Annotated in this window: 19 protein-coding genes, 6 tRNA genes and 1 other annotated feature; of the genes, 8 read left to right on the forward strand and 17 right to left on the reverse strand. The window is 52.9% G+C overall.

Going from position 1 to position 26,237, the window contains the following annotated elements:
* Window positions 1–73: 73 nt before the first annotated feature.
* The gene (gene selD, locus QZQ46_RS02155; protein ID WP_296826373.1) at window positions 74–1,108 is read right to left on the reverse strand and encodes a selenide, water dikinase SelD; all 1,035 of its coding nucleotides are present in this window, start codon (window positions 1,106–1,108) and stop codon (window positions 74–76) included.
* Between the two features lie 207 nt (window positions 1,109–1,315).
* On the opposite strand from selD, the gene QZQ46_RS02160 reads away from it, so the two are divergent.
* The 3 genes from QZQ46_RS02160 to QZQ46_RS02170 all read left to right on the forward strand — a co-directional run bounded on the left by QZQ46_RS02160 (window position 1,316) and on the right by QZQ46_RS02170 (window position 4,431).
* Entirely contained in the window at window positions 1,316–2,092 is a 777-nt protein-coding gene (locus QZQ46_RS02160; protein WP_296826375.1) for a hypothetical protein, read from the forward strand.
* Between the two features lie 160 nt (window positions 2,093–2,252).
* Complete coding sequence (locus QZQ46_RS02165) at window positions 2,253–3,752, forward strand: cell wall metabolism sensor histidine kinase WalK (RefSeq protein WP_296826377.1); 1,500 nt, start codon at window positions 2,253–2,255, stop codon at window positions 3,750–3,752.
* The gene (locus QZQ46_RS02170; protein ID WP_296826379.1) at window positions 3,730–4,431 is read left to right on the forward strand and encodes a response regulator transcription factor; all 702 of its coding nucleotides are present in this window, start codon (window positions 3,730–3,732) and stop codon (window positions 4,429–4,431) included. Before QZQ46_RS02165 ends, QZQ46_RS02170 begins: the two co-directional genes overlap by 23 nt.
* Here QZQ46_RS02170 and QZQ46_RS02175 read toward each other — a convergent pair.
* From QZQ46_RS02175 to QZQ46_RS02225, 11 genes are all read right to left on the reverse strand, one after another.
* Window positions 4,428–5,822 (reverse strand): NAD(P)/FAD-dependent oxidoreductase, encoded by a 1,395-nt coding sequence (locus QZQ46_RS02175; RefSeq protein ID WP_296826381.1) that lies wholly within the window; start codon window positions 5,820–5,822, stop codon window positions 4,428–4,430. The genes QZQ46_RS02170 and QZQ46_RS02175 overlap by 4 nt on opposite strands.
* Before the next feature lie 198 nt (window positions 5,823–6,020).
* The gene (pta, locus tag QZQ46_RS02180) at window positions 6,021–7,070 is read right to left on the reverse strand and encodes a phosphate acetyltransferase (RefSeq protein WP_296826383.1); all 1,050 of its coding nucleotides are present in this window, start codon (window positions 7,068–7,070) and stop codon (window positions 6,021–6,023) included.
* A gap of 260 nt (window positions 7,071–7,330) precedes the next feature.
* Window positions 7,331–7,406 (reverse strand) — tRNA-Val (locus tag QZQ46_RS02185).
* Between the two features lie 3 nt (window positions 7,407–7,409).
* Window positions 7,410–7,485, reverse strand: a tRNA-Glu gene (locus QZQ46_RS02190).
* Window positions 7,486–7,500: 15 nt separating this feature from the next.
* Window positions 7,501–7,576: transfer RNA gene (locus tag QZQ46_RS02195), tRNA-Lys, on the reverse strand.
* Window positions 7,577–7,581: 5 nt separating this feature from the next.
* A tRNA-Gln gene (locus tag QZQ46_RS02200) sits at window positions 7,582–7,656 on the reverse strand.
* A 3-nt stretch (window positions 7,657–7,659) separates the two neighbouring features.
* Window positions 7,660–7,735, reverse strand: a tRNA-Asn gene (locus tag QZQ46_RS02205).
* 5 nt (window positions 7,736–7,740) lie between these two features.
* Window positions 7,741–7,815, reverse strand: a tRNA-Gly gene (locus tag QZQ46_RS02210).
* A 192-nt stretch (window positions 7,816–8,007) separates the two neighbouring features.
* Complete coding sequence (locus tag QZQ46_RS02215; protein WP_296826385.1) at window positions 8,008–8,886, reverse strand: LarC family nickel insertion protein; 879 nt, start codon at window positions 8,884–8,886, stop codon at window positions 8,008–8,010.
* Between the two features lie 10 nt (window positions 8,887–8,896).
* Complete coding sequence (locus tag QZQ46_RS02220; RefSeq protein ID WP_296826386.1) at window positions 8,897–9,898, reverse strand: nicotinate-nucleotide--dimethylbenzimidazole phosphoribosyltransferase; 1,002 nt, start codon at window positions 9,896–9,898, stop codon at window positions 8,897–8,899.
* A gap of 84 nt (window positions 9,899–9,982) precedes the next feature.
* The gene (locus tag QZQ46_RS02225; protein ID WP_296826388.1) at window positions 9,983–11,080 is read right to left on the reverse strand and encodes an iron-containing alcohol dehydrogenase family protein; all 1,098 of its coding nucleotides are present in this window, start codon (window positions 11,078–11,080) and stop codon (window positions 9,983–9,985) included.
* Window positions 11,081–11,533: 453 nt separating this feature from the next.
* Here QZQ46_RS02225 and QZQ46_RS02230 point away from each other — a divergent pair, with 453 nt between their 5' ends.
* Complete coding sequence (locus QZQ46_RS02230) at window positions 11,534–13,411, forward strand: carbon starvation protein A (RefSeq protein WP_296826390.1); 1,878 nt, start codon at window positions 11,534–11,536, stop codon at window positions 13,409–13,411.
* A 447-nt stretch (window positions 13,412–13,858) separates the two neighbouring features.
* Window positions 13,859–15,736: a carbon starvation protein A gene (locus tag QZQ46_RS02235; RefSeq protein ID WP_296826392.1), complete on the forward strand. Its 1,878-nt coding sequence runs from the start codon at window positions 13,859–13,861 to the stop codon at window positions 15,734–15,736.
* Between the two features lie 88 nt (window positions 15,737–15,824).
* On the opposite strand, the gene QZQ46_RS02240 is transcribed toward QZQ46_RS02235, so the two are convergent.
* The 5 genes from QZQ46_RS02240 to QZQ46_RS02260 form a co-directional block, all read right to left on the reverse strand.
* Entirely contained in the window at window positions 15,825–16,730 is a 906-nt protein-coding gene (locus tag QZQ46_RS02240) for a radical SAM protein (RefSeq protein WP_296826394.1), read from the reverse strand.
* A gap of 11 nt (window positions 16,731–16,741) precedes the next feature.
* Complete coding sequence (locus QZQ46_RS02245; protein WP_296826396.1) at window positions 16,742–18,139, reverse strand: FAD-binding oxidoreductase; 1,398 nt, start codon at window positions 18,137–18,139, stop codon at window positions 16,742–16,744.
* A gap of 81 nt (window positions 18,140–18,220) precedes the next feature.
* Window positions 18,221–19,501: a DUF445 domain-containing protein gene (locus tag QZQ46_RS02250; RefSeq protein WP_296826398.1), complete on the reverse strand. Its 1,281-nt coding sequence runs from the start codon at window positions 19,499–19,501 to the stop codon at window positions 18,221–18,223.
* Window positions 19,498–20,772, reverse strand: coding sequence for a DUF445 domain-containing protein (locus tag QZQ46_RS02255; protein ID WP_296826400.1), 1,275 nt, complete (start codon window positions 20,770–20,772; stop codon window positions 19,498–19,500). The genes QZQ46_RS02250 and QZQ46_RS02255 overlap by 4 nt, the downstream gene beginning before the upstream one ends.
* Window positions 20,773–20,780: 8 nt before the next feature.
* A complete protein-coding gene (locus tag QZQ46_RS02260; RefSeq protein WP_296826402.1) occupies window positions 20,781–21,479 on the reverse strand; it encodes an MBL fold metallo-hydrolase in 699 nt (232 codons plus the stop codon).
* 244 nt (window positions 21,480–21,723) lie between these two features.
* Window positions 21,724–21,938 (forward strand) — a binding site (T-box leader).
* Between the two features lie 22 nt (window positions 21,939–21,960).
* On the opposite strand from QZQ46_RS02260, the gene cysE reads away from it, so the two are divergent.
* The 3 genes from cysE (at window position 21,961) to cooS (ending at window position 26,175) form a co-directional block, all read left to right on the forward strand.
* Window positions 21,961–22,689, forward strand: a complete 729-nt coding sequence (gene cysE, locus QZQ46_RS02265; protein ID WP_296826503.1) for a serine O-acetyltransferase — start codon at window positions 21,961–21,963, stop codon at window positions 22,687–22,689.
* A 151-nt stretch (window positions 22,690–22,840) separates the two neighbouring features.
* A complete protein-coding gene (cysK, locus tag QZQ46_RS02270) occupies window positions 22,841–23,785 on the forward strand; it encodes a cysteine synthase A (RefSeq protein ID WP_296826404.1) in 945 nt (314 codons plus the stop codon).
* A 158-nt stretch (window positions 23,786–23,943) separates the two neighbouring features.
* On the forward strand, window positions 23,944–26,175 hold the full coding sequence (cooS, locus tag QZQ46_RS02275) for an anaerobic carbon-monoxide dehydrogenase catalytic subunit (protein WP_296826406.1): 2,232 nt from the start codon (window positions 23,944–23,946) through the stop codon (window positions 26,173–26,175).
* Window positions 26,176–26,237 lie beyond the last annotated feature (62 nt).

A 26,237-nucleotide genomic window follows, 5' to 3' on the forward strand; every position in this document is an offset into this window, starting at 1 on the left:
GAGTACGGTAAAAAAACTCACCGTCATTATTATACACTATCTATAGTGCCGAAGGTAGCCGTTTTTGTAAGTTTTATTCAATCACAATCGAGGAATCTTCCCGCTCGGTCACATAGCCGATGGCTTCGGCGCAGGGAAGGGAATCCTTCAAGGCCCGTTCCAAAAGGGGCGCGTCTTTTTCAGAAACGGCCATGAGCAGTCCGCCCGACGTCTGGGGGTCGTATAAAATATCCATCATCCCTTTATCGATACCGTCCGCCAAAACGCGGCCGGCAGCAAAGTCACGGTTGCGGTAAGCACCGGCCGGAATGAAGCCCATGGCGGCCATGTCGAGGGCCTCTTTATGAAAGGGAATGGACGACGCCTTAAAGTGGATCGTCGTTTCGCTGCCGTCAGCCATCTCGCAGGCATGGCCTAAGAGGCCGAAACCAGTCACATCGGTACAGCTGTGAACGTCATAGCGAACCATCACGTCCCGAGCCGTCTTATTGAGCTGAGCCATCTGGTCATAGAGCTGCTGCAAAAGGGGCCTGGCAACAAAATCTCCCTGGGCTGCCGTCATCAAGATGCCGACGCCTAAAGGCTTGGTCAGGATGAGGACGTCACCGGGTCGGGCCGATGAATTGCGCAGTAGTTTCTGCGGATTCACAAAGCCCGTAACCGACAAGCCGTATTTCGGCTCCTTATCTTCAATGGTGTGGCCGCCGGTGATGATGACGCCGCCTTCATAAGCCTTGTTGTAACCGCCCTCTAAGATGCGGCGAATGGCTTCACGTCCCATCTTCAAGTTGACGCACATGACGTTCATGGCAAGTTTGGCCTCAGCCCCCATGGCGTAGACGTCGCTTAAGGCATTGGCAGCTGCAATCTGCCCGAATAGATAGGGATCATCGACGATGGGCGGAAAGAAATCGACGGTCTGGACAATGGCCAAATCGTCCGTAACTTGGTAGACCGACGCGTCGTCACTCTTATCGTAGCCGACGAGGAGGCGGTCATCAGTGTGTGTCGGAAGACTTTCCAACAGTTGAGCCAGCGTCCCTGGCCCTAATTTAGCGCCTCAACCGGCGCAGGATGCCATATGAGTTAACTTCAATTCATCTTCCATAAAACCACCTCCTCGCAAAGGATAACCGAAACCCGCTGTGGGGATTCGGTTCTTTTAATAACTATATTATACTATAATTTCGCCCATAGGGTTATGCCTTCGTCGATTTTTGCAATTCTTACGCCCCGGTTTAGCTCGATTTTAGATTTAGCGGCTATACTGTGTTTGTACTCAAGAAGAAGCAAGGACAGACAGGAGGAATTCATCATGACCCAAGAAAAATGGCAAGATACACTCATTTCCATCAAAAATAAGATTTTCACCGCCCGCAATGCAAAAATCGCTGCATCCTTCATCGTCGTCGCTGCCTTAGCCGGTGCCGGCGGCCGCTACTATCTCCACCAGCGGAACATGGCCCGCCATGCCGAAGAAGTCGCTGCCATGGCCGACATGACCCAAGCCCAGGCCAAACAAAAAGGCGTCAGCCTCATCAATGAAGAACAGGCTCGCGCTGCCGCTGCCAAAGCCATCGGCAAAGACGAAAGTGAGCTTGACTTTCAGGAAGTCGCCCTCTTTGACATGGCCAGCATGAAACACCATGACGGCCGCGATGAACACAAGAAAGACCGACACGGCGACAGAGACCGCGAAAAAGGCCGTGACCGCGACGGCCACGACAGACAGGGCATGCCCGAAGGCATGAGACCGGGTCAGCCTGACGAAAGAGGTCCTATGGGTGAACAAGGCCGCCAAGGCGATGCACCTGCCATGGCCCTCCAGCCGCCGCAGGAACTGATGACGCCGCCAACGGGCCAGCAGGAACAGCCTTCGGCTCAGCAGAGTCAGCAACCGGCACAGCAGGGCCAGCAGCAAGCACAACAGGGCCAGCAGCAAGCGCAACAAGGCCAGCAGCCGGCAGCGAATCCGATGCAGCCAGGCTTCCACCCCATGTATAGCGTCCGCGCCGTCTCCGGCAACGTTCGCTACAACATTCTCATCGATGCCGTAACCGGCTCGGTCATCCACACACAGATTGATGACTAACCGAAAAGGACTGACCGATGACGTATCCTGAATGGCTTCCCATAAGCCGGATTTCCCCTCCGGTTTGTGGAAGGCCGGGCAGGTGCTCCATCGGCCGGTCCTTTTTTCTGCCTAAAAAACAAGCTATAATAGAAATATCATACAGAAAGGATGCTGCCCTATGCTCCACATACGCGATATTTCCTTACGACACCGCCTGCTCTTCGCCAATTTCACCATGGTCTTCGTCCCCATCTTCATCTTGACGGTCCTCGGCTTCCTCCTGATTTCAGGACTGCGCTTCACGTCGCCTCACAACGACCTGACGACCTTGTGGCCCGAAAAGGGACCGGCCCTGTCCATTCAATATACAGTAAGTTCCCTGCGAGTGAAAGCCGAACGGCCGGGACCGCTCAAGCTCAATGACCTGCGTGAAGACTGCCAGGTCTTAGAAAGCCTGGGCATTGCAACGGCCATCATTCGTCACGACCAGGTAGCCTACGTCACGCCGGGCGTCGACTTCTACGGTCTGGCCGACAGGGTCCTGCAAAAAGCTCACGGCCAGCAGACGGTCATGACCTGGGACGGCGACGGCTTCTTCTTCCGCTATTCGTCGCCTCGCAGCGGAACGACGATCATCGCCGCCGGAAATACGCCCTTCATCGCCAAGACCGGCATTCGCGAAGGCATGGCCAAAAACGTCATCCAAGACCTCCTGATCTTCATCGTCGGGACAGCCAGCATCATCATCATCGCCTGCGGCCTCATCCTGTCCCGCCTCTTATCGCGTCAAATTCTGGGCCCCTTGGCTGCCCTTCGCACCGCAGCCGCCGAAATCGAAAAGGGCAACCTCGACTATAAACTGACCTTCTCGTCCCGCGATGAACTGGGCCAGACCTGCTCCGCCTTCGACCGCATGCGCCGCCAGCTCCGCGCCGCCCGAACGGCTCAGGAAAAATACGAACAGAATCGAAAGGAACTCATCGCCGGCATCTCTCACGACCTGTCGACCCCCTTGACCCTCTTAAAAGGCTATGCCAGCGGCATCTTAGTCGGCATTGCCAAAACGACAGAAAAGCGCCGCCATTATATGGAGCTCATCTACCAAAATGCCTGCTCCTTAGAAAAACTCGTAGACCGCCTGTTCCTCTTTTCAAAGCTCGACTTAGGGCAGGTCGACTTTACCTTGGAAACGGTGTCTCTCCGCGACTATTTTATCGATTTTACCGCCGAAAATGCCGCGCCCCTTGCAGAGCGCGGCCTCCTCATCCATTATACGCCGCCCCTTGAACCGGCACGAGTGAACATCGACCGGATGCAGTTCCAGCGGGTCTTAGACAATCTTTTAGAAAACGCCTTGAAATATAAAGACACGGAAACGATTGCCATGGACATCAGTCTGAAGACGACGAAAGATCGAGTCACCTTGTCCGTCGCCGACCATGGCCCGGGCGTCCCTAAGGCCTACCTGCCCCGGCTGTTCGACAGTTTTTACCGGACCGACGAAGCCAGGACGGACGTGAAGAAAGGCAGCGGTCTGGGCCTTGCCATCGTCAAACAAATCATTGCCACCTTAAAGGGCACGATATACGCTGCCGAAACGCCGGGCGGCGGCCTGACCGTCGTCATCACCTTGCCGGCAGCAGAGGAGGATAATCATGAAGAACATCCTGATCATTGAAGATAATACGGAAATCGCCGAACTCGAACGAGATTTTCTCGAAGCCAACGGCATTGCAAGCGTCATCGAAACAGACGGGACGAAAGGCCTCGAGCGGGCCCTTGCCGATGATTTCGACCTCATCCTGCTGGACATCATGCTCCCCGGTACGGACGGCTTCCACATCTGCCGCCGTATCCGCGAGGACAAGGAGGTCCCCATCCTCATGGTATCGGCCAAGCGAGAAGACATGGACAAGATCCGCGGTCTCGGCCTCGGCGCCGACGACTATATCATTAAGCCCTTCAGCCCGACGGAACTCGTCGCCCGCGTCAAAGCCCACATCCAGCGCTATGAACGGCTGACCGGCAAAGGACGTCAGGAAAACAGCGACGGTGAAGTCCTCCGCAGCGGCGATCTCGAAATCTACATCGATAAGCACCGGGTATACGTCAACGGTCGGGAAATAAGCCTGACCAACCGCGAATTCGAGCTCTTAGTCTTTCTGGCCAAGCATCCCGGCCTGGTCTTCAGCCGCGACCGCCTCTTTGAACGGGTCTGGGGCCTTGACGCCGAAGGCGATACGGCGACGGTCATGGTCCACATCAACCGCATCCGCGAAAAAATAGAACCCGATCCGGCAAAGCCCATCTACATCGAAACGGTCTGGGGGGCCGGCTATCGCTTTAAAGAATCCTAATCCTTACCACCTTCACGGCGCAGGATTTCCTGACCGACGATGACGCCGGCAGCTGAAGCCTGAACGAGTCCGCGGGTAATGCCGGCACCGTCGCCGATGGCAAAGAAATTCGGTATCTTCGTTTCTAAGACCGAGCTGAGCTCCAAGCGATTGGAATAAAATTTCGCTTCTACGCCATAGAGCAGGGTATGCCTGGAATTAGAACCCGGTGCGATGGCGTCGAGGGCTTCGAGCATCTCCTTGATGTCCTGCATATGGCGGTAAGGAAGGACCAGGGACAAGTCGCCTGGCGTCGCCTTGGTCATGGTAGGCCGGACGAGGCCCCGCTGAATCCGTTCCGGCGTCGACCGCCGGCCGTCGAGGAAATCGCCGAGGCGCTGGACGATGACGCCTCCGCCTAATATATTGGCCAGATTGGCAATATATTTCCCGTATTTGATCGGTTCGTGGAAGGGTTCGGTAAACTTCTTCGATACCAAGATGGCGAAGTTCGTGTTTTCGCTCTTCTTATGGGCATAACTGTGGCCGTTGACGGTCAGTAAGCCGTCATTATTTTCTTCGACGACAAAGCCGTAGGGGTTCATGCAGAAAGTCCGGATCCGGTCATCGAAGGACTTGCTGAAATAAATGAGCTTCGATTCATAGACGACGTCGGTAATCGTCTCCAGCACTTCCGCCGGCATTTCGACGCGGACGCCGATATCGACGGCATTGGACGTCAGGCGCAGGCCCATCTTTTCAACTTCGCCGACGAACCATTCCGACCCTTCCCTTCCGGGGGCACTGACCAGATAGCGGCAGGCGTAAAACTGATCGTCAATCAAAACGCCTTTGATTTGCCCCTGTTCTTCGACTAAGTGGTCCACAGCCGTATCGGCCATGATATCGACCTTGCCTTCGAGGAAGTCGCGCATATGCGTCAATATCTGCCCGTTGACGTCAGTTCCCAAATGGCGGATACGGGCCGGAATGAAGCTGAGGTCAGCAGCAGCGGCCTTTCGCTTTATCTCCCGAATGCGCTCTTTATTTTCATCGCCGTATACCTTGCGGTCGGCCCCGCCAAAGCGGCAGTACACATCGTCGACATAGCGGATCTTATCCATTAAATCGGCTTTAGGCATATAGTCATCGAGGTTGCCGCCGTATTCCGTGGTCAATGTCAGTTTCCCGTCACTAAAGGCACCGGCACCGCCCCAGCCGCAGACGACGTTGCGCACCCGGTCCTGCGGTTTGGCATCGCGATTCAGGCTGGTAGCAATCCGTTCCCGTATATCCTGGCCTTTTTCGACCATGAGGATATCGAGGCCCTTATCGGCCAGTTCCAAGGCCGTAAAAATCCCTGCCGGCCCGGCTCCGATAATGATGACATCATAGTTTTTTACTGATTTCATATACGCCACATCCTTATAAAAACACCTTAAGATCGAACAAAAAAGGCGCTGTCTCCTTGGGACAACGCCTTTTGCAGCCACACAAGCAGCCTCTCATTCAGCATAGCACGGTGTACTCACAAAGTCAAATGACCCGTGATTTCAAAGGATATATAAAAAAGCCGCTCCGAGGAGCGGCTTTTCTTTTATGCATGGAACTTACTGCATGTCGTGTTCATGTTCGGCACGTTCTTTTTTGTAGAAGTCAGCCGTAATAGCGTCGGAGCAGCATACAGCGACGACGTCAGCTACGTCTTCAGACGAGCAGCCACGGGACAAGTCAAGGATAGGTTTGTCGAGGCCCTGAACCAAAGGTCCGAGTGCCGTTGCGTTAGCAAAGCGCTGAACCATCTTGTAACCGATATTGGCAGCATCGAGGTTCGGGAAGATGAGGACGTTGGCATGACCGGCAACGGTCGAGCCCGGAGCCTTGTGTTCACCGACTTCAGGAACGAGAGCAGCGTCAGCCTGCATTTCGCCGTCGAAAGCAAAGTCGACGTTGCGTTCTTTCAAGATTTCAACGGCCTGGCGAACGTTTTCAACGGAATCGCCGGCGCCGGAACCCTTCGTGGAGTACGAAAGGAAGGCAACTTTCGGGTTGAGGATCTGAACGGTGCGGCGGGCACGTTCGACACAAATGCAGGCGATATCAGCCAGCTGATCTGCCGACGGATTGGGGATAACGCCGCAGTCGCCGAGGACGAGGATACCATTGTCGCCGTACTGAGGAGTGTTCGTCAAGAGAATGAATGCCGAGGAAACGGTCTTGTTGCCCGGACGGGGGCCGATGACCTGAAGGCCGGCACGGATAACTTCTGCCGACGTCGTAGCAGCACCGGATACGCAGCCGTCAGCTTCGCCGAGAGCGACGAGACCAGCCGCAAAGAAGGTGTTGTTGTGGATCATGATGTCGCGAGCTTTTTCCGGCGTCATGCCCTTCTTTTCACGGCGTTTTGCAAAGTATTCGCAAAGTTCATCCATCCGATAGTACGTTTCCGGATTGATAACTTCGACACCAGTGAGATCGATTTGGAATTTAGCAGCATCTTTTTTGATCTGTTCCAGTTTACCTACGAGAACGATTTTAGCAAAACCATCAGCCAAAACGCGTTCAGCAGCTTTCAGGACACGACGGCTGTTCGTTTCCGGAAGGACAATTTTCTTTTGAGCCTTGGAAACACGGGCTTTTAAATCTTCTGTAAATCTCATTTGGATACCACTCCTTGTAAGTTCTTAGAAATTTGTTGATAAATAGGCCTTATGATAAGGAAAATATTCCTATCACTATTCTTCATTATAATACAAATTGCCAGGGAATCAAACCTATTATTACGCATATATAAAATGAGCATAAGAAATATATTATACTAATTCCGCAATGACAAGGGATTTTCTATACACTGAGAGTATCCTCTTACCTTTTTATTACAAAAAAAAGCTGTACAACCGAAGTTGTACAGCTTTCTTCATGGTGGGCGATAACAGGATCGAACTGCTGACATCCTGCTTGTAAGGCAGGCGCTCTCCCAGCTGAGCTAATCGCCCATGTGGTGACCCCTACGGGATTTGAACCCATGTTCTCGCCGTGAAAGGGCGATGTCTTAGACCACTTGACCAAGGGGCCACGTTACGTGGATTGTGGTGATCCACCCGAGATTCGAACTCGGGACACCCTGATTAAAAGTCAGGTGCTCTGCCAACTGAGCTAGTGGATCATATTTGGCAGGGGTAGTAGGATTCGAACCTACGCATGACGGAGTCAGAGTCCGTTGCCTTACCGCTTGGCGACACCCCTGTATGGCTCCTCAAGTAGGACTCGAACCTACGACAAATCGGTTAACAGCCGATTGCTCTACCAACTGAGCTATTGAGGAATAAATGGAGCGGAAAACGAGGCTCGAACTCGCGACCCCCACCTTGGCAAGGTGGTGCTCTACCACTGAGCTACTTCCGCATAAAAAGTGATCTGTCCCGCCGCCGAGGCGAGAAAAATCGACACCCTTTGTAAATATTTTTTACAAATCACAAGTGCTTAATCATATTAACACAGGGCCTGAAAATTGTCAAGAAGAAATTAGTAAAATAAGGTCTGATGCCTCTGCAAAGGCATCCCTAAGAGATGCCTCTGCAGACACAATCAGAAAGATTAACCGTGTATGGGTGCTGCGTCGCCAACAAAGCCGCGCAGGACATTGGGCGTCGTCAAATCCTTCGTTCCGGCCCCATAGGCTACGGTATGGTAGACAAAGTCGGCCGGTTTTCCTTCCGTATGGGCCAAGACTTTCACCAAAGCCGCTCCCGTCGGCGTAACCAATTCGCCTTTGATATCCGTCGAGTACCAGGGAGTGCCGGCTAAGAGTTCTGCCGTTGCCGGCGCCGGCACGGGCATGATGCCGTGAGCGCAGCGGACAAAACCACTTCCAACGTGAAGGGCCGACGCACTGATCTGTTCGATGCCCAGGTATTTCAGACACCAAATCGTGCCGACGATATCCAAGATACAGTCAATGGCGCCGACTTCGTGAAAGTGAATGGCTTCGACGGGGACACCGTGAACCTTGGCTTCCGCTTCGGCCAAGGCCTGAAAAACGGCTAAACTCTTGGCCTTGACGTCGTCCGCTAAGGGCGAACCTTCGATAATCTGCGTAATTTCCGCCAATCCGCGGTGTTGGTGATGATGGTGGTGACCGGTCGTATCGACGAGGTGTCCCGAAGCCGCGTCATCATGATGGTGGTGATCATGATCATGGTCGTGATCATGATGGACGTGGTCGTGGTCATGATGGCCGTGGTCGTGATCATGATGGTCGTGATGTCCTTCCTTTTCGGAATCTAAGAGGACATTATAATAGACAGCCTGTACGCCGCACTTATTTTCACTGCGGCACAGGAGTTCATATCCCGTAAGCTGCAAGGACGCCATAGCCTTTTGAAAAGCCTCAAAGGGAACGCCTGCCTGGATGAGCATGCCGACGAACATGTTGCCACTGATACCTGAGAAACAGTCGAGATGTAAGGTTTTCATAGTGGACTCCTTATTTTAAATTGTCGTTCATCATTTGAACAGCCGCATCGAGCATGGTAAGTCCCATAGCAGATCCCATCCCCTGGTCGAGATTCTGGTCGAGTTCGACGAAGGGCTTGAGTCCCAATTTTTTCATCTGCATCTGGTGGACCGGTTCGAGATACCGGGCCGACGGGCAGACATAGTCATCGACAGTCGGGCACAGGGCACGGGCTAAGAGAACCGCCGCCCCGGTTACGGCATTGTCAAAGACAATGAACATTTTGCACCGGGCCGCCGACAAGATAAAGCCGACCATGGCCGCAATATCGGGAGATCCGGCGCGGCGCAGCAAATCCAAGGGAGCTTCCGGATTGAGGTCCAGCTCATCGATGACCTTTTTCAAAGAATCCAACTTTTGACCGGCCTTCATCGGCGCCGGAAGTTCATCTAACTGACCACGGAAAAAGGCAGCCGTCACGATAAAGGCCGTCAGGAGAGCTCGTTCGCCGATATTACCGAGACCGACGGCCGTATAGCCTTCTTCAGCCAGGTTCTCGCCGATCTGAAGGCCGCTGAACAGGGCATCCATCATTTCGTCTTCGTTCATGGCGTCCTGCCGGGCCCAGAAGTGGCTGCCGTGCATGACTTTCAAATTCTGTACGCCCTGCGATTCAGCGATGTCTTCTTCAAGGCCCATATCGAGGAGCATGACGCCGGCTCCGATGCGGTGGGCCACCTTATTGATAGCGCCCTTACCGGCGGCGATTTCCAAGGCATCGGCCTTACTGGTCTTGCCTTTGGTCTTATTTTCCCCGCCGTCGACAGCATGATCGGCGGCAAAGATGGCGACGGCCTTCTGCAGCGGTTCCGGGTGGAGGGTCTTTTGCACACCGGCAATGCGTCCCGCCAGGTACGACAACTTACTGTCCTGGCGGATTGTCAGGCTGGCCAACCGTTGGTAGCATTCTGCAGCTTTGGCCAAATCCATCGGTTCAATGGCCTTGATAATTTGTTCTAATACAGGATCCATAATTCCTCCATAAAAGCCAGTCATCGTCTCACCATGCCAGAATCGATCTTATGATAAACGATGTATACATACACAAAATTTTATTTATAACGATTTTCCGAATTCATCCGTATCGAGGATGGCTTTTTTGAAAGCGTCCTTGGTCATCGGTGTCGGAACGCAGGTCCATTCGCGCAGGGCCGGAGCGGCGTCTACGACGGCGTCGATTTCATCGGCCTTGATATCTAAGGCAGCCAGGGTCGTCGGGTAATTGCACTTTTTATAGAAAGCAGCGACCTTATCGCGCAGTTCGAACTGCTTATCGTAAGTCAAGAGAACTAAGACGCCGAAGGAAACCGTTTCGCCGTGAAGATGACCTTCGACAACCTGAGGAAGGACCGTCGAGGCGTTATAGAACATGTGGGCCAAGGACGAGTTGTAATAGTATTCTTCGCCGCCGGTCGTGCAGTTGGAAACAAGGCCCGTGCTGATGATGATGTCCAAAACGACCTGCTGCAGTTCATAGGTAATCTGATTGGCTTTGAAGTCTGCCAAAGCTTTTTCACCGTACTGAAGGAGCGGTTCCGTACAGGTTTTGCCGATAGCCCGGCCCAAGAGGACGGTGTGGAAGTGTTCTGCAGCCCGGCTGGCCAGTTCCGATTCACATTCTTTACTCATGGCATCGCCAATACCGGCCCAGAAGAATTTAAAGGGCGAGTCGGCAATGACCGCCATGTTGATGAAGGTGTGGACCGGCGGCTGATCGAGGTAATAGTAGCCGGCAAAAGACTTGTCTTCTTTGTACATGACCGAAATAGCCGTCGACGGAGCGCAGTTAGATGCCAAGGTCGGGAAGGCAAAGAATGCCTTGTCAGCCTTATCGGCAACGACTTTCCCCGTATCGATAGCTCGGCCGCCGCCGACGCCAAAAATGAGATCTGCATCTTGAACGGCTTTTTCGTTCAGCAGGCGGTCGACGTGTTCAAACGTGGCATCATCGCCATACCAAAGGACGTCGAGTACTTCAAGATCCGTCTTAGAAATGGCATCGAGGAGCGGCTGTTTTGCCTTGGAAAGTGCCGTCTTGCCGCCGATGATGACAACTTTCTTGCCAAAGTGTTTCGTAACCGTACCGATGGCATCATAGGCATGAACTCCGATCGTAAAGGCCGGCAGAACCAAGGTGTATTCAGATTTAGACATACAAAAACCCCCTATATTATATGATAATAAGTTCAAAAACTATGGTTATTATAGCATTGTCCTTTGTTTATGAAAAGGTCGTTCTCACGGCCCGTTTTCCTTCGCAATACATATGAAAAATATATATGTACTTTTCGTTACAAATCACTTTTAGTAATCGAATTCAATATATGGTATTATCAATAATTTTAAATTCAATATATAGTATTCAAAAACAAAGTATACTAAAACGTAATTTCATAATGCGTTTTAGGTCATAAATTATAGCTGCTCATTCCCGAAGAGAATCTTGTTTTTAAGCGAAAAGGATATATAATGAGATAGCTAATGAAGTAGCAAAAAATTTCATTGTGCCATTTACCTTTTTTCCGAATTCATCTGATTTGGCATTATATTGCTTTTATTTAAGGATAAAGATATAGGCACAAAAATTTCAAAGGAGGTTCTTTTTGTATGAACGGTTTATATCTCGTCATTATTTCTGCCTTAGTGTTCGTACTGGCTTACCGTTTTTACGGCGCTTTCATTGCCGCCAAGGTATTGACCCTGAACCAGTACAAAGTTACGCCGGCCTTCCGCTTTGAAGACGGTCACGACTACGTCCCGACCAATAAGTACGTCGTCTTTGGTCATCATTTCGCAGCCATCGCCGGTGCCGGCCCGCTGGTCGGTCCTGTCATTGCCGCCCAGTTCGGTTACCTGCCCGGTGCCTTGTGGATTCTCATCGGCGGTGTTCTCGCCGGTGCCGTCCACGATATGGTCATCCTCTTCTGTTCCATGCGTTACGACGGCAAGTCCATTGCCGAAATCGCCAAAGCACAGATCGGTGACAAAACAGGTTTGGCAACATCCTTTGCCGTCTTGTTCCTCAACATCCTCTGTATGGCCGGCATGGCCGTCGTCATCGCCAACGCCCTGCACGACAGCCCTTGGGGTACATTCACCATCGGCATGACCATTCCTATCGCCATCTTCGTCGGCATCTACATGCAGTTCCTGCGCCCCGGTAAAATCAAGGAAGGCACCATCATCGGCGTCGTCTTGACCTTGCTCGCCGTCGTCGCCGGCCCTGCCGTCCAGGCTTCGCCGACTTTGGCTCCCCTCTTTACCATCAATGCTACGGGCATCTCCGTCGCCCTCATCATCTACGGCTTCATCGCAGCTGCCCTTCCGGTTTGGCTGCTCCTGGCACCGCGTGACTACCTCTCGACATATATGAAGATTGGTACCATCGGCGCTTTGGCCCTGGGCATCATCATCGTCGGACCTAACATTCAGATGCCGGCTATGACCCAGTTCACTGCCGGCGGCGGCCCGGTTATCACCGGTGCTGTCCTTCCGTACATCTTCGTTACCATCGCCTGCGGCGCTATCTCCGGGTTCCACTGCATGATTGCAACGGGCACGACGCCGAAAATGCTGATGAACGAACGCTCGATTCTGCCGGTCGGTTACGGCGCCATGGTTACGGAATCCTTCGTCGCCATGATGGCTTTGATCGCAGCCTGCTCCCTCGTTCCGAACGATTACTTCGCCATTAACTCTTCTGCCGCTCATTTCCAGGCTCTCGGCATCCAGGTCGTCGACCTGCCGCACCTGAGCAACATGGTCGGTGAAGATGTCGCCCATCGTCCGGGCGGTGCCGTTTCCCTGGCTGTCGGCATGGCTTATATCTTCTCGAACCTGCCTGGCCTCGACCACCTCATGAACTACTGGTATCACTTCTGCATCATGTTTGAAGCTTTATTCATCATGACCATCATCGATGCCGGTACCCGTGTCGGCCGTTACATGCTTCAGGAACTCGTCGGGCGCGTATGGCCTAAGTTCGGCGATCCGAACTGGAAGCCCGGCGCTATCATCGCATCGGCTTTGATCTGCGCTGCATGGGGCTACTTAGTCCTCAACGGCAATTTGTCCACCATCTGGCCTATCTTCGGCGTATCGAACCAGCTCCTTGCTATCATCGCCCTTTCGATTTCGTCGGTCGTCCTCTGCTCCATGGGCAAGGCTCGTTACCTTTGGGTTACGGCCATTCCCTGGGCCTTCCTGATGGTCATGATTTTCTGGGCCGACTACCTCAACATCTTCGAAATTTACCTGCCAAAGGGTGAATGGACGATGTTCACGGTCTCCATTATCATGGCTCTGTTGGTTATCATCGTCGCCGTCGGCGCTGTCCGCAAGTGCATCTACTTGGCAAAAACCGTACCTGCCAACTATGACACGTCGGATATCGTTGAAGCCGAAGAACTGAAACACCTCCAGGAACTGGTAAAAACAGATAAAGCAGCTCAGCGTTTCCAAGAAATGTCTGTCGCTCATCATTAATCAACTGCATCAAAGGCACTATCTTTATAGATAGTGCCTTTTTTATTTAACAATTCCCGTTATATATTAAGGATACAGCTATGAATAAGTTATTTTATTCAGTACATCATGAGTTTTTTTCATATATATATCGTAAACTTTACCAGAAGTAACTTGCTATTTTTACTTCTTTAAACTATAGTAGGTGTATAGTAAAATCGTTATAAGATATTTATAAACGACAAAAAGTCAATAGAACTGTAACAAAAACGTTTTACTTGGATGGACTGAGGATGTGGCGTTGCATCCGATTACAATATTCCTCATCACAGCACCTGCGGCAAAGACGATGAGATTCATGCTCCCATCAAAAGCATTGCATCAGCTTTATATTTCGAACCCATCCAACGCCTGTTTTGTAAGCGCCCTGCGCTTCACGAAATAAATATGATAAGGAGGGAATTTTTTATGAATGGTTTGTTTTTAGTTATCATTTCTGCATTAATATTTGTGCTGGCTTACCGTTTCTATGGTGCTTTTATTGCCGCAAAAGTACTGACCGTTAACCAGTATAAGGTTACACCGGCTTTCCGTTTCGAAGACGGTCACGACTACGTTCCGACCAACAAATACGTCGTCTTCGGCCATCACTTCGCAGCCATCGCCGGCGCCGGCCCGCTCGTAGGCCCGGTCATTGCAGCTCAGTTCGGTTACTTGCCGGGCGCCTTGTGGATCCTCATCGGCGGTGTCCTCGCCGGTGCCGTCCATGACATGGTCATCCTCTTTGCTTCCATGCGCTATGACGGCAAATCCATCGCCGAAATCGCAAAAGCTCAGATTGGTGACAAAGTCGGCCTGGCTACATCCTTCGCCGTCTTGTTCCTCAACATCCTGGCTATGGCCGGCATGGCCGTCGTCATCGTCAATGCTCTTCATGACAGCCCCTGGGGTACTTTCACGATTGGCATGACCATTCCTATCGCTATTTTCGTCGGCGTTTACATGCAGTTCCTGCGCCCGGGCCACATCAAAGAAGGTACGGTCATCGGCGTAGCACTGACGCTCCTCGCCGTCATCCTCGGGCCGTCCGTATCGGCTTCGCCGACACTGGCTCCCTTGTTCACCATTAACGCTCAGGGCATTTCCATCGCCCTCATCATCTACGGCTTCGTAGCTGCCGCTCTTCCTGTATGGCTGCTCCTGGCTCCGCGTGACTACCTCTCGACGTACATGAAAATCGGTACCATCGGCGCGCTGGCCCTCGGTATCATCATCGTCGGACCTACGATCCAGATGCCGGCTATGACCCAGTTCGTCGCCGGCGGCGGCCCGGTCATCACCGGTCCGGTTCTTCCGTACATCTTCATCACCATCGCCTGCGGCGCTATCTCCGGCTTCCACTGCATGATTTCGACCGGTACGACGCCGAAGATGCTGATGAACGAACGCTCCATTCTCCCTGTAGGCTACGGCGCTATGCTGACTGAATCCTTCGTCGGCATGATGGCTCTTATCGCAGCCTGCTCCCTCATCCCGAACGACTACTTCGCCATCAACTCCACGGCAGCACACTTCCAGGCCCTCGGCATCCAGGTCGTCGACCTGCCTCAGTTGAATGCCATGGTCGGTGAAGACGTAGCTCATCGTCCCGGCGGCGCCGTTTCCTTGGCTGTCGGCATGGCCTTCATCTTCTCCAACATCCCCGGCCTTGACCACCTCATGAACTACTGGTATCACTTCTGCATCATGTTTGAAGCTTTGTTCATCATGACCATCATCGATGCCGGTACTCGTGTCGGCCGTTACATGCTCCAGGAACTCATCGGCCGCGTATGGCCGAAGTTCGGCGATCCCCATTGGCTCCCCGGCGGCATCGTCGCATCGGCTCTCATCTCCGGCGCATGGGGTTACATCGTACTCCAAGGCAACCTGTCCACGATTTGGCCGATTTTCGGTGTATCGAACCAGCTCTTGGCCATCATCACCCTGGCCATCTCGACAGTTGTCATCTGTGCTATGGGTAAAGCCCGCTTCGCCTGGGTCACGGTCATTCCCTGGATTTTCCTGACCGTCGTTATCTTCTGGGCTGATTACCTCAACATGTTCAACATTTACCTGCCCAAGCAGGAATGGCTCCTCTTCGGTGTATCGGCAATCATGGCCATCTTGGTCATCATCGTCAGCGTCGCCTCTGCACGGAAATGCCTGGAACTGGCAAAAACCGTACCTCCGAGCTACGATACGTCTGAATCCGTAGAAGCAGAAGAATTGAAACATCTCCAAGAATTAATCAAAACGGATCCGATTGCCAAACGCTTTAAAGAATTGACCGTCGATCAGCACTAAGACAAATTAAAAAGACTGGCTCCGCGACAGCCCTTGAGAAGATTTGCTCTTCTCAAGAAGCTGTCGGGCCAGTCTTTTTTTTGCGTTATTATAAAGGCCGGATGACGCCGGTCCCGTCAAAGGCGGGAATGAAGTCGTCGCTGGCACTTTCTTTTTCCTGTACGAAGCCGTCTTCGATACCGCTGTCAAAGAGGTACTGTTCGGCTTCTTCGTATTCTTCATCCAATAAGGGCCGGTTGATTTCCGGGTACGCTTCCGCCCGTCCGCAGGGCACGTATTGGCGCATCAAACTGAACAGGACCTGACCGTCATCAAAGTGGTTCCGCACCCAATCGATGACGGCCTTCGTATTTTCGACACAGCCGGGCAGGATGAGGTGGCGGATGATGACCCCTTTTCGCAGGATACCGTCATCGTCAAGCTCATAAGGACCGACTTGGTCATACATGCGAAGGATGGCCTTTGCCGCAATTTCCGGATAGTCCGCGGCAGCACTATACCGTTTGGCCAGGGCTGAGTCGAGGTACTTGAAGTCGGGCAAGTAAATCTGCACCTTGCCCTTAAAGCGGTCGATGGTCTCGATGGACTCATAGCCGCCGCAGTTATAGACGACGGGCACCGGCAAGGGATCGGCCAAGCTTTCTAAAATAGCCTGCGTATAAGGCGTCGGCGTCACCAGATTGATGTTGTGAGCCCCCTTAGAGATGAGCTCACCATAGATTTCTCGAAGCCTGGCGGGCGTAATCGGAAAGCCTTTGCGCCCCATAGAGATGATCGAATTTTGGCAGAAGCAGCAGCGCAGATTGCAGCTCGTAAAAAAGACCGTTCCCGACCCGCGTGTCCCGCTGATGCACGGTTCCTCCCATTGATGCAGCGCGGCTCTGGCCACAACGGGCTGAAGGGGCGAATGGCAAAAGCCGGGAAGATGTTCCTCCCAAAGAGCCTTGCGGACGACGCCGCAGCGGCGGGGACAGTCATTACATATCGATTCCATAGTCACGCACCTCAATCAAAAATCTTTCCGGGATTTAAAATCCCCTTCGGGTCCCAAGCCCGTTTCAAAGCCTTCATCAGTTCCATCTCCACCGGATCGGTGTATTTTGCAAACAAGGCCTTGCGGGCCTGGCCGATACCGTGTTCTCCGGAAATGGCGCCGCCCAGACGATAAGCAGCTGCACAGGCCTTATCTTCAAAGGCCTCGATGCGGCTGTGTTCATCATCCCCATCGACAAAGCCCCGGCGAAGAAGGTCCAAGTGAATATTTCCGTCACCGGCATGGCTGACGCCGCGGAATAAGACGCCCGTCGCCTGACCGATTGTCTTTAGCTCCGCCATAAAGGGCAGCAGCTGATCGGGCGGCACGACGAAATCTTCCATGGCCGCTACCGGGCAGTCGGCAGCCGACGCTTCGGTAAAGGCCTTGCGGGCCTTCCAAACCTTATCGGCATCGGCCATGAACACTTCGACGGCGCCGAGAGACCGACAGACTTCATCGAGATTCACGCAGTCGTCGTCAAGGCTGTCTTCACTCTGGCTGTCGAGCTGAATGATCATATAGGCACCGCCTTCGGGGCAGTTCTGCTTTTCGTCGAGCCAGGCTCCGACCACTTCGATGACGTCGTAATCCATAAATTCCAAGCAAGTCGGCGTAATGCCGGCCTTTGGCAGAGCCGTCACCAGCGACAAGGCCTGTTCCGCTGACGGAAAGACGGCCAGGACGTGAGCCGTCGCCTTGGGCAGTGGCACGAGCTTTAAGGTCAGTTTGGTAATGATGCCCAGCGTCCCTTCTGAGCCGACGACGATTTTTTCCAAGGGGTAACCGGCCGTCATCTTGCGGAGGCGTTTGCCGAGGTTGGTAATTTTCCCGGTCGGCGTGACGACTTCCAGGGCATAGATCTGATCCCGCGTCGTCCCGTACTTTACAGCCCGGTTGCCGCCGGCATTGGTCGCCCCGTTGCCGCCGATACAGCAGCTGTCGCCGCTGCAGGGATCGCCGGCATAGAGCAGGCCTCGCTTCCCGGCCTCCCTTTGGATCGTCTCGGTAATGACACCGGCTTCTACGACCATATACATGGCCTCTTCATTGACTTCCAAAATGCGGTTCATCCGCTCCGTACTGACCATGATGCCGCCCCGATTGTCGGCAACGGCCCCGCCTTCAAGACCCGTCCCGGTTCCCCGGGGAATGACGGGGATGACGGCCTCATTGGCTAAGGTCACGACGGCAGCCAATTCCTCGGCTGACGCCGGCAGGACGACGGCATCGGGCAGAAAAGGCACCGCTGCGGTGCCTTCATCGCGGCCGTAAGGAATTCGTTTATCCTCATCGGTCCATACATATTTTTCGCCTACAATGGCCTTTAAGGCCGCTATGACAGCAGGTGTAATCCGATTATATTCCATGTCTTTTTCCTCATAAGAGAGCCCGTCCTGTTACCAGGGCGGGCACACAGTAAAACGCGCGTGTTTGCAGGGTCTTGATGCTTACAGGAAGAGGCCCCGCAAAAACGGTACGAGCGTAAATTGATAGATTTTCAAGACGCCGAAGACGCAAAGACCGATAGAGGCCCCGACGATGGCGCCGTTAATGCGGATCCAGGCAAGGTCTTCACCGACCTTGCTTTCCAGGAACTGGTTGAACCGCTTTTTATCGAAGCCGGACAAGACGTCGCGAACGGCGACGGCAATGAGGGCGTGTTCATGTTCCAAGATGACGTTGAAAGCCCGGCGAATCTGTTCGTCAAGCCAGTCCTTGATTTCCGGATAGGACCGGCAGTATTCGAGGTAGTGGATGAACTGTTCTTCCAGCAAATCCTTCAGTTCTTCCCGGCCTTTTTCACCGGTCATGAAATAATCTTTCGTCGAATTTTCCAGATCAGCCAGCCATTGTTCAATAGGCAGGGCGTCGACGAATTCATTCTGCCAGTTCTGCACGGCAAAGGATAACTGACCATTCATCGAATAGAGGAGAATTTCTAATTTTCGGCACAGCCATTCCCGCTGTTCCCCTTCAGCGTGTTCCCACTGGTCCAGCCAGTTGACGATTCCCAGTTTTATATCCTTGGCAATCCGCTTGGTATCGACAATGCTAAGGACTTTGGTCAAGGTAATGCTGGACATGGACGAATGCTGCGATTCTTCACACCACTGGACGATGAGCCGTTCCAAAAAGGCGTCGAAATCTTCACTGTTGACGACTTCGCGAACGAGGCCGATCAGGTCATGGAACATGGGGTTCTTCGGGTCTTCCAGAAGTGAAATGATACGGTCTTCAAAGAAGCTGACCAAGGGCTGGCGCTTTAAATACATCCGCAGATGATAGGCCATGGCCGACTGGGTTTCTCCGCGCTGGATGTGCTGGTGAGCACGCAGGGCCACTTCATAAAGGCCGGTCCGGAGTTTTTCCCGTCCCTGATCGCCGCGCAGCCAGTCAACGACCTTATCGATGAAGGAAATCTGATAGAGTTTATCCTTCCACATATCGGGCTGGAGCAGCTTTTCCGAAATCAGTCGGGCGATGCCGTCGATGATGCGGTCGCGGTGGCGATATAAAAGTTCCGTATGGTACGGAAAGCCCAAGGGCTTTTCAAAGAGAGCCGTAACGGCAAACCAGTCGGCAATGCTGCCGATAAGAGCCGATTGGATGACGAAGAACAAGAGCTCTTCCCAAACCGATACGTCGTGGGTGTACCACCAGAAGAAGATGGCGATGAAGCAGACGAACGACAAGCCTAAGATAAGATTGGCACGCTGTCGATAAGTCATAAGATAGCCCCTCCTTTCATGGCGTACATGGCAAGGTAAATGACCGCCCCTAAGACGGCGCCGACGAGAGAGCCGTTGACGCGAATCATCTGCAGGTCATACCAGACACTGTTTTCCAGTTGTTCTGCCAAATATTTCCCGTCGTATTTAAGGATTTCGGCTTCTGCCGTCTTGCCGAACCAGACCTGGAGTCGTTTCAGTTCACGGGCGGCAAAGGCCAGGGCCTGGCGGTTGATCTGTTCGACCTGTTCCGGATTTTCGTGCCACGATTCCAGTTTTTGGACGACAAACTCCGCAGCTGCCGTACAGAACCGTTTCTGGTTGTCCGGATCCTGAACGTAGCGCTGCCAAGCTTCCTGCGTATCGGGGCGCAGGATCAAATGGTTGTACATCTTATCCTTGTAGGCGTCGATGCGCTGGCTCCAATCTTCATTGAATTCGATGCGTTCCGCCTGTTTCCACAGGTAATGAAGGGCCTGCTGACGCTGGAGGGAATTTTCTTCCTTGGCTTCGTTCAGTAAGGCCAGGCACCGTTCCTGGAGCAAACCGGCCACGTGGTTCGGCTGGAAGACTTCCATCTTGATAGCCGCCTTAATGGCCCAGCCTAAGATGATGTTGTGTTTTGCATACTGCCGCAGCGACTCTTCATAGATTTCGCCGATATAGCCTTTCATGGTGTCGCTCTTTACGAGCTGTTCCAAGGCAAAGATCATGAAATCGAGAAAATCCTTGCCCGATTCGCCGCGAAGGCCGGTCTTAATGGCCCGGCTCATGACCGGTGCCAAGTCGATTTTTTCAACGGCCGACCCGCCGATGCCGGCAAAGGCCTTGACGACGGTCTTCATATCGACAGTGTACAAAAAAGTATTTAAAATCTGGCCAAAGATGCGCTCTGCCGATTGGAAGCCTTTTGCCGTATGAAGATAATCCAGCGTCGCCCCTAAAATAGGGTGCTGCTTAAGGACGTTGTACATATTGGAAACGGTCAAAATTTCCGATTCGATCATGTGCCGCGCCATTTCGGCGATGCGTTCTTTACTGTTGGGAATCAAGGCGGTCTTAAAGGAAATGCCCAGCGGGCGCCGAAACAGTGCCGTAACGGCATACCAATCTGCCAAGCCCCCGATGAGGGCTGCCCCTGCCAAGTGCGTCAACAAGCCGCCGGCAAAGAAGTCCTGGAACGGATAGGCCAGCAGCAGGATGACAGCAGCTATGATCAGGATATAGTTGGCAATCTGGCTCCGTCTTCCGCCATTTGTATTACTCGCCATAATACCTCCTATTTTTCAGGGATGATAAGGTCATCACCATCGTGTTTCGGAATCCATAAGGGTACGTCCGGATAGGCCGCTTTAAAGTCAGCCGACGGCGTCCACGGCGTCCCGAAATAGTGCATGGGAATAAGACACTTGGTTACGGAAACGTCCTTCAAAAAGCCCTTGACGCCCCATTCACGAGCCCCTTCCAGACGGGCATCGACGGGGAAAAAGACAATGTCAAAGGTCTGTCCGGCCACATGCTTCATTTCCCGTTCAAAATTAGCCTTGGCTTCGGCATTGTTTTCATCGGTATCACCGAGCCAGTGCCACCAGTTCAAATCGCCGGCATGGAAAATCTTCAAGCCGTCCGTTTCAACTAAGAAGGACCCGCCTTCATCTGTAGAGCCGTACTGGGTGATCTTCGCATCACCGACGTTCAGCGTATCGTAAAGCTTCATGGCATGGACAGCTTTGAGTCCGTCCCGCTTCAAGGGAACGTCGGCATTGATGATGTACTGATCGCCGTCGAAGTCGGCAATGCGGCCGTTGAAATGGTCGTCGTGCCAGTGAGTGACAAAAAACCATACTGGTTTGCGCCGTATCTGGCTGTAAGCTTTGACCGTTCCCGACGGATCTTTATAGTAGTCAAAGACCAGGACCTTGGAATCGGTCTCAACAGAAAAACCACTGTGATTCAAAAAGGTAATCTGTGTGCTCATATAATAACCCCCTTATCGGTTGATAAATCATTATGCATAGTCTTTATTATATCATATATGCGCTCCCGATGTACATCGTACAGGCCTTCCTTCGCCAAGACACAGCGATTTTTTCGCCTTCGCGAAGCGACAAAAACCGGTTCTGCTCGGCCGTTTTTAATAAATCACCAAATTTGTCATCTTTTTACAGATTTTCTATTGACAAACGGAGAGCTAAGGCGTATTATGTTCTCAAACCAAAGACAGAAATGCAATGATTGAAACAAGTACACACAGGAAACGGTACAGAGAGTAGGGGTCATTGGCTGAAAGCCCTTATCAAAGTCGAATGTGATGGAATGCCTTCAAGAGCAGGATGATTGAACCAGAAGTAGGTCATCCCGGTTGCCGCCGTTACGGGTATTGAGTGGCAGTCTTCGTACTGCAATCAGAGTGGAACCACGGACCATCGTCTCTGTATGACGAGGTCTTTTTTTTATTCATTTTTCAGACTACAGGAGGGCGCCCAGCCATGTTCAAATCACTTCGCAACGACATTCGCGTCATCAAGGACCGCGACCCGGCGGCCAAAAATACGCTCGAAGTCTTGCTCTGTTACTCCGGCCTTCATGCCATTTGGGCTTACCGCCTGGCTCACTTCTTTTACCGCCGCCAATGGTTCGTCACGGCTCGGATTATTTCCACCATCTCCCGCTTCTTTACGGGAATCGAAATTCATCCCGGTGCTCAAATCGGTGAAGGACTTTTTATCGACCATGGTATGGGAATCGTCATCGGCGAGACGACGATTATCGGCAACAACGTATCCCTCTACCAGGGCGTAACCCTCGGCGGTACCGGTAAAGAAAAAGGGAAACGCCATCCGACCATCGGCGACTACGTCGTCGTCGCCTGCGGGGCCAAAGTCCTCGGTTCTTTTACCGTCGGTGAAGGCGCTAAAATCGGTGCCGGTTCCGTCGTTCTCAAAGCGGTTCCACCGCACTCGACCGTCGTCGGGATTCCTGGACGGGTCGTCGTTCAAAAGGGCAAGCACCTTAAAGCCAGCCACAGCGAACGCGACGTCGACCTCAATCACAATCGCCTGCCTGACCCCATTGAAGATCAGATCATCGCCCTCAAGCGTCAGGTCATGCTCTTAGAGCACCGCCTCGAAATGATCGATCAGCGGCAGGATGAGCGATGTCCCAACCAAATGAGGCCTCTCAAATAGTCCTCTGCCTTTGTTGTTCCCCTGTACAGGAAAAGAATTTTCCGGCACAGGTCTACATATAATATATACCCATTCGGTATAGCTTATCATTTACTGTTTATACACTTGCATTCATCGGGGGATGAATCCATACGAAAAGGAGAGATGTATCATGAGTAAAATTTACACTTCTATGTTACAGTTAGTCGGCAACACACCGTTATTGAAACCGGAACGCTATAACAGCGCCGCCGGTATTTCCGCCAACCTGCTCGTAAAACTCGACGCCTTCAATCCGGCCGGTTCCGCCAAAGACCGCATTGCCAAAGCCATGATCGAAGACGCTGAAAAGAAGGGGATCTTGAAGAAGGGTTCGGTCATCATTGAACCGACGAGCGGCAACACCGGTATCGGCCTGGCTGCCGTTGCAGCTGCCAAAGGCTACCGCGCCATCTTCACCATGCCGGAAACGATGTCCGTCGAACGCCGCAACCTCATCTCCGCTTATGGTGCTGAAATCGTCTTGACTCCGGGGAAAACAGGCATGCAGGGTGCCGTCGACAAAGCCAACGAATTGGCTAAAGAAATCCCTGACTCCTTCATTCCCGGCCAGTTCACCAACCCGGTCAACCCGGAAGTCCATCGCCTGACGACGGGTCCGGAAATCTTTGAAGACACCGACGGTGCCGTCGACATCTTCTTAGCCGGTATCGGCACGGGCGGCACGATTTCCGGTGTCGGCCAGTACCTCAAAGAAAAGAAACCGTCCGTCAAGATTATCGCTATCGAACCGAAAGATTCTCCGCTCCTTTCGGAAGGCCATGCCGGCCCGCATAAAATCCAGGGCATCGGTGCCAACTTCGTTCCTGAAACCCTCGATACCAAGGTTTACGACGAAGTCTTCACGGTCAGCAACGAACAGGCTTTTGAAACGGCTCAGAAATTCACGGAAGCTGAAGGCCTCCTCATCGGTATCTCCGGCGGCGCTGCTCTCTATGCAGCTTCCGAAGTTGCCAAACGTCCGGAAAATGCTGGTAAAACCATCGTAGCCTTCCTGCCGGATAACGGCGACCGTTACCTCACGACGCCGGGCTTCATCCAGCAGAAGGTAAAATAATTCTTATAAAAAAACTAACCGACACATACCTTGCCAAAAAAATGAACTGCTTTTATAATAAGGGCAGTTCATTTTTTCATTAAGTAAAATCTTATAAAATTAATAAAAATAAAAGACTTGGAACATGGTTTTTTATTTTTTAGAGGGGAAGTAAGTTTATGTCTGAAGAAGAATTGGAAACGAAACAGAAACATCATCACGATCATGACCATCATCATGACCACGATCACAAGCACCATCACGACCATGATCACAAACATCATGATCATGACCACCATCATGACCATGACCACCATCACGACCATGACCATCATCACGACCATGAGCACCATCACGACCATGACCATCATCATGACCATGAGCACCATCACGACCATGACCATCATCATGACCATGGTCATGACTGTCTGGCCGACCACGTCCATCCCCACGATCACAATCATCCCCACGTCCACGGCGGCGTCAATGACTACATGAAGGCCGTCGCCGAATACCGCAAAACCTTCGCCTCGAAGCAGGATGTCCTGGACCATACGCCGGATCCGGCCGTCCGAGAAATGCTGCTGCGCATGGAACAGATTGGCTGTGACACGACCTTCGACCGCTTCGATCAGCAAAAGCCCCAGTGTACCTTTGGTCTGGCCGGCGTCTGCTGTAAAAACTGCAACATGGGCCCCTGTAAGATTACGCCTAAGACGCCCCGCGGCGTCTGCGGTGCCGATGCCGACCTCATCGTATCGCGCAACATCCTGCGCAGTGCTGCTGCCGGCGTCGCCCAGCACGGTGCCCATGCCCGTGAAGTCTTGCTGACCTTAAAATTCATCTCCGAAGGTCGACTGAACCTCCCCATTCTCGGCGTTGAAAAACTGCACCAGGTCTGCAAAGCCTTCGGCATTCCCGACGACACGGACGACGTCAAAGCCCTGGCCGGTAAATTGGCCGACGTCCTCTTAGCCGACCTCTCTCGCCCGACTCCGGACGATTACGAAACCATCAAAGCCATGGCCCCGGCCGAACGGCAAAAGGTTTGGAACGACCTCGACATCATCCCTATCAGCGCCTACAATGAAGTCTTCGACGCCTATCACCGCACCGGCGTCGGCACCGACGGCGACTGGCAGAGCATCATGAAACAGTTCCTGCGCTGCGGTCTGGCCTTCTGCTTTACCGGCGTCGTCGCTGCCAACATCGCAACGGACGTCGTCTTCGGCATCGGCCATCGAGCTACGTCTAAAGTAAATATCGGTGCCTTGAAAAAGGGCTACGTCAACATCGCCGTCCACGGCCATCTTCCGACCTTGGTCAGTGAAATCGTCCGCATCGGCCGCAGTCAGGAATTCATCGACCTGGCCAAGGCCCATGGTGCTAAGGGCATCCAGTTCTACGGCGTCTGCTGTTCCTGCCTGGCTGCCATGTACCGCTACGAAGGGGTCATCCCCTTGTCGAACGCCGTCGGCGCCGAACTCGTCCTCGGCACGGGTGCCCTCGACTTGTGGGTTGCCGACGTACAGGACGTCTTCCCGTCCATCATGGACGTCGCCCGCTGCTTCAAGACGACCGTCGTCACCACCAGTGATTCCGCCCGCCTGCCCGGTGCCGAACACTACGCCTATGACCATCACCATTCCAACATCGAAGACACAGAAAAATTGGCCCGAAAAATCGTTACCCGGGCCATCGAAAGCTTTGAAGCCCGCCGCGACGTACCGGTCTTCATTCCGTCCTACGAAGTCACGGCTGACGTCGGCTTCAATGCTGAAAACATTGCCGAAGAATTCAACGGCTTCGGTCCCTTGGCCGACGCCCTTAAGAGCGGTCAGCTCAAGGGGATCGTCAACATCGTCGGCTGCAATAACCCCCGTGTCGTTTACGAACGGGCCGTCGTCGACGTCGCCGAAGAGTTGTTAAAGAACGACATTCTCCTGTTCACCAACGGCTGTGCTTCCTTCCCGCTCTTAAAACTCGGATTCTGCAGCAAGGACGGCGCCGCCAAAGCCGGTGACTCCCTGCAGAAATTCCTCGGCGGCAAGCTGCCTCCCGTATGGCACATGGGTGAATGCGTCGACAACACCCGGGCATCCGTCGTCTTAGGCGGTATCGCCCAGGCTGCCGGCCACGACATCAAGGATATGCCTTATGCCTTTACCAGCCCGGAATGGTCCAACGAAAAAGGCCTCGACGCCTCTCTCGCCTTCCGCCTCTTCGGCATCAATTCTTATCACTGCGTCGAACCGCCGGTACAGGGCTCGACGAATGTCGAAAACTTCTTAAAACACGATACCAAGGATACCCTCGGTTCGGTCATGACAGTCAACGTCGATCCCAAAGCATTGGCTAAACAGATTGTCGCCGACATCGAAGAAAAACGCCGCAAATTGGGCTGGGACTAAGTTACCCGTCTATACAGTGACGATCTCGTATCATACAAAAACTCCCGCCAAGGATTTCTTGG

It is taken from the genome of uncultured Megasphaera sp., from assembly GCF_900539295.1.
GTDB lineage: Bacteria > Bacillota > Negativicutes > Veillonellales > Megasphaeraceae > Megasphaera.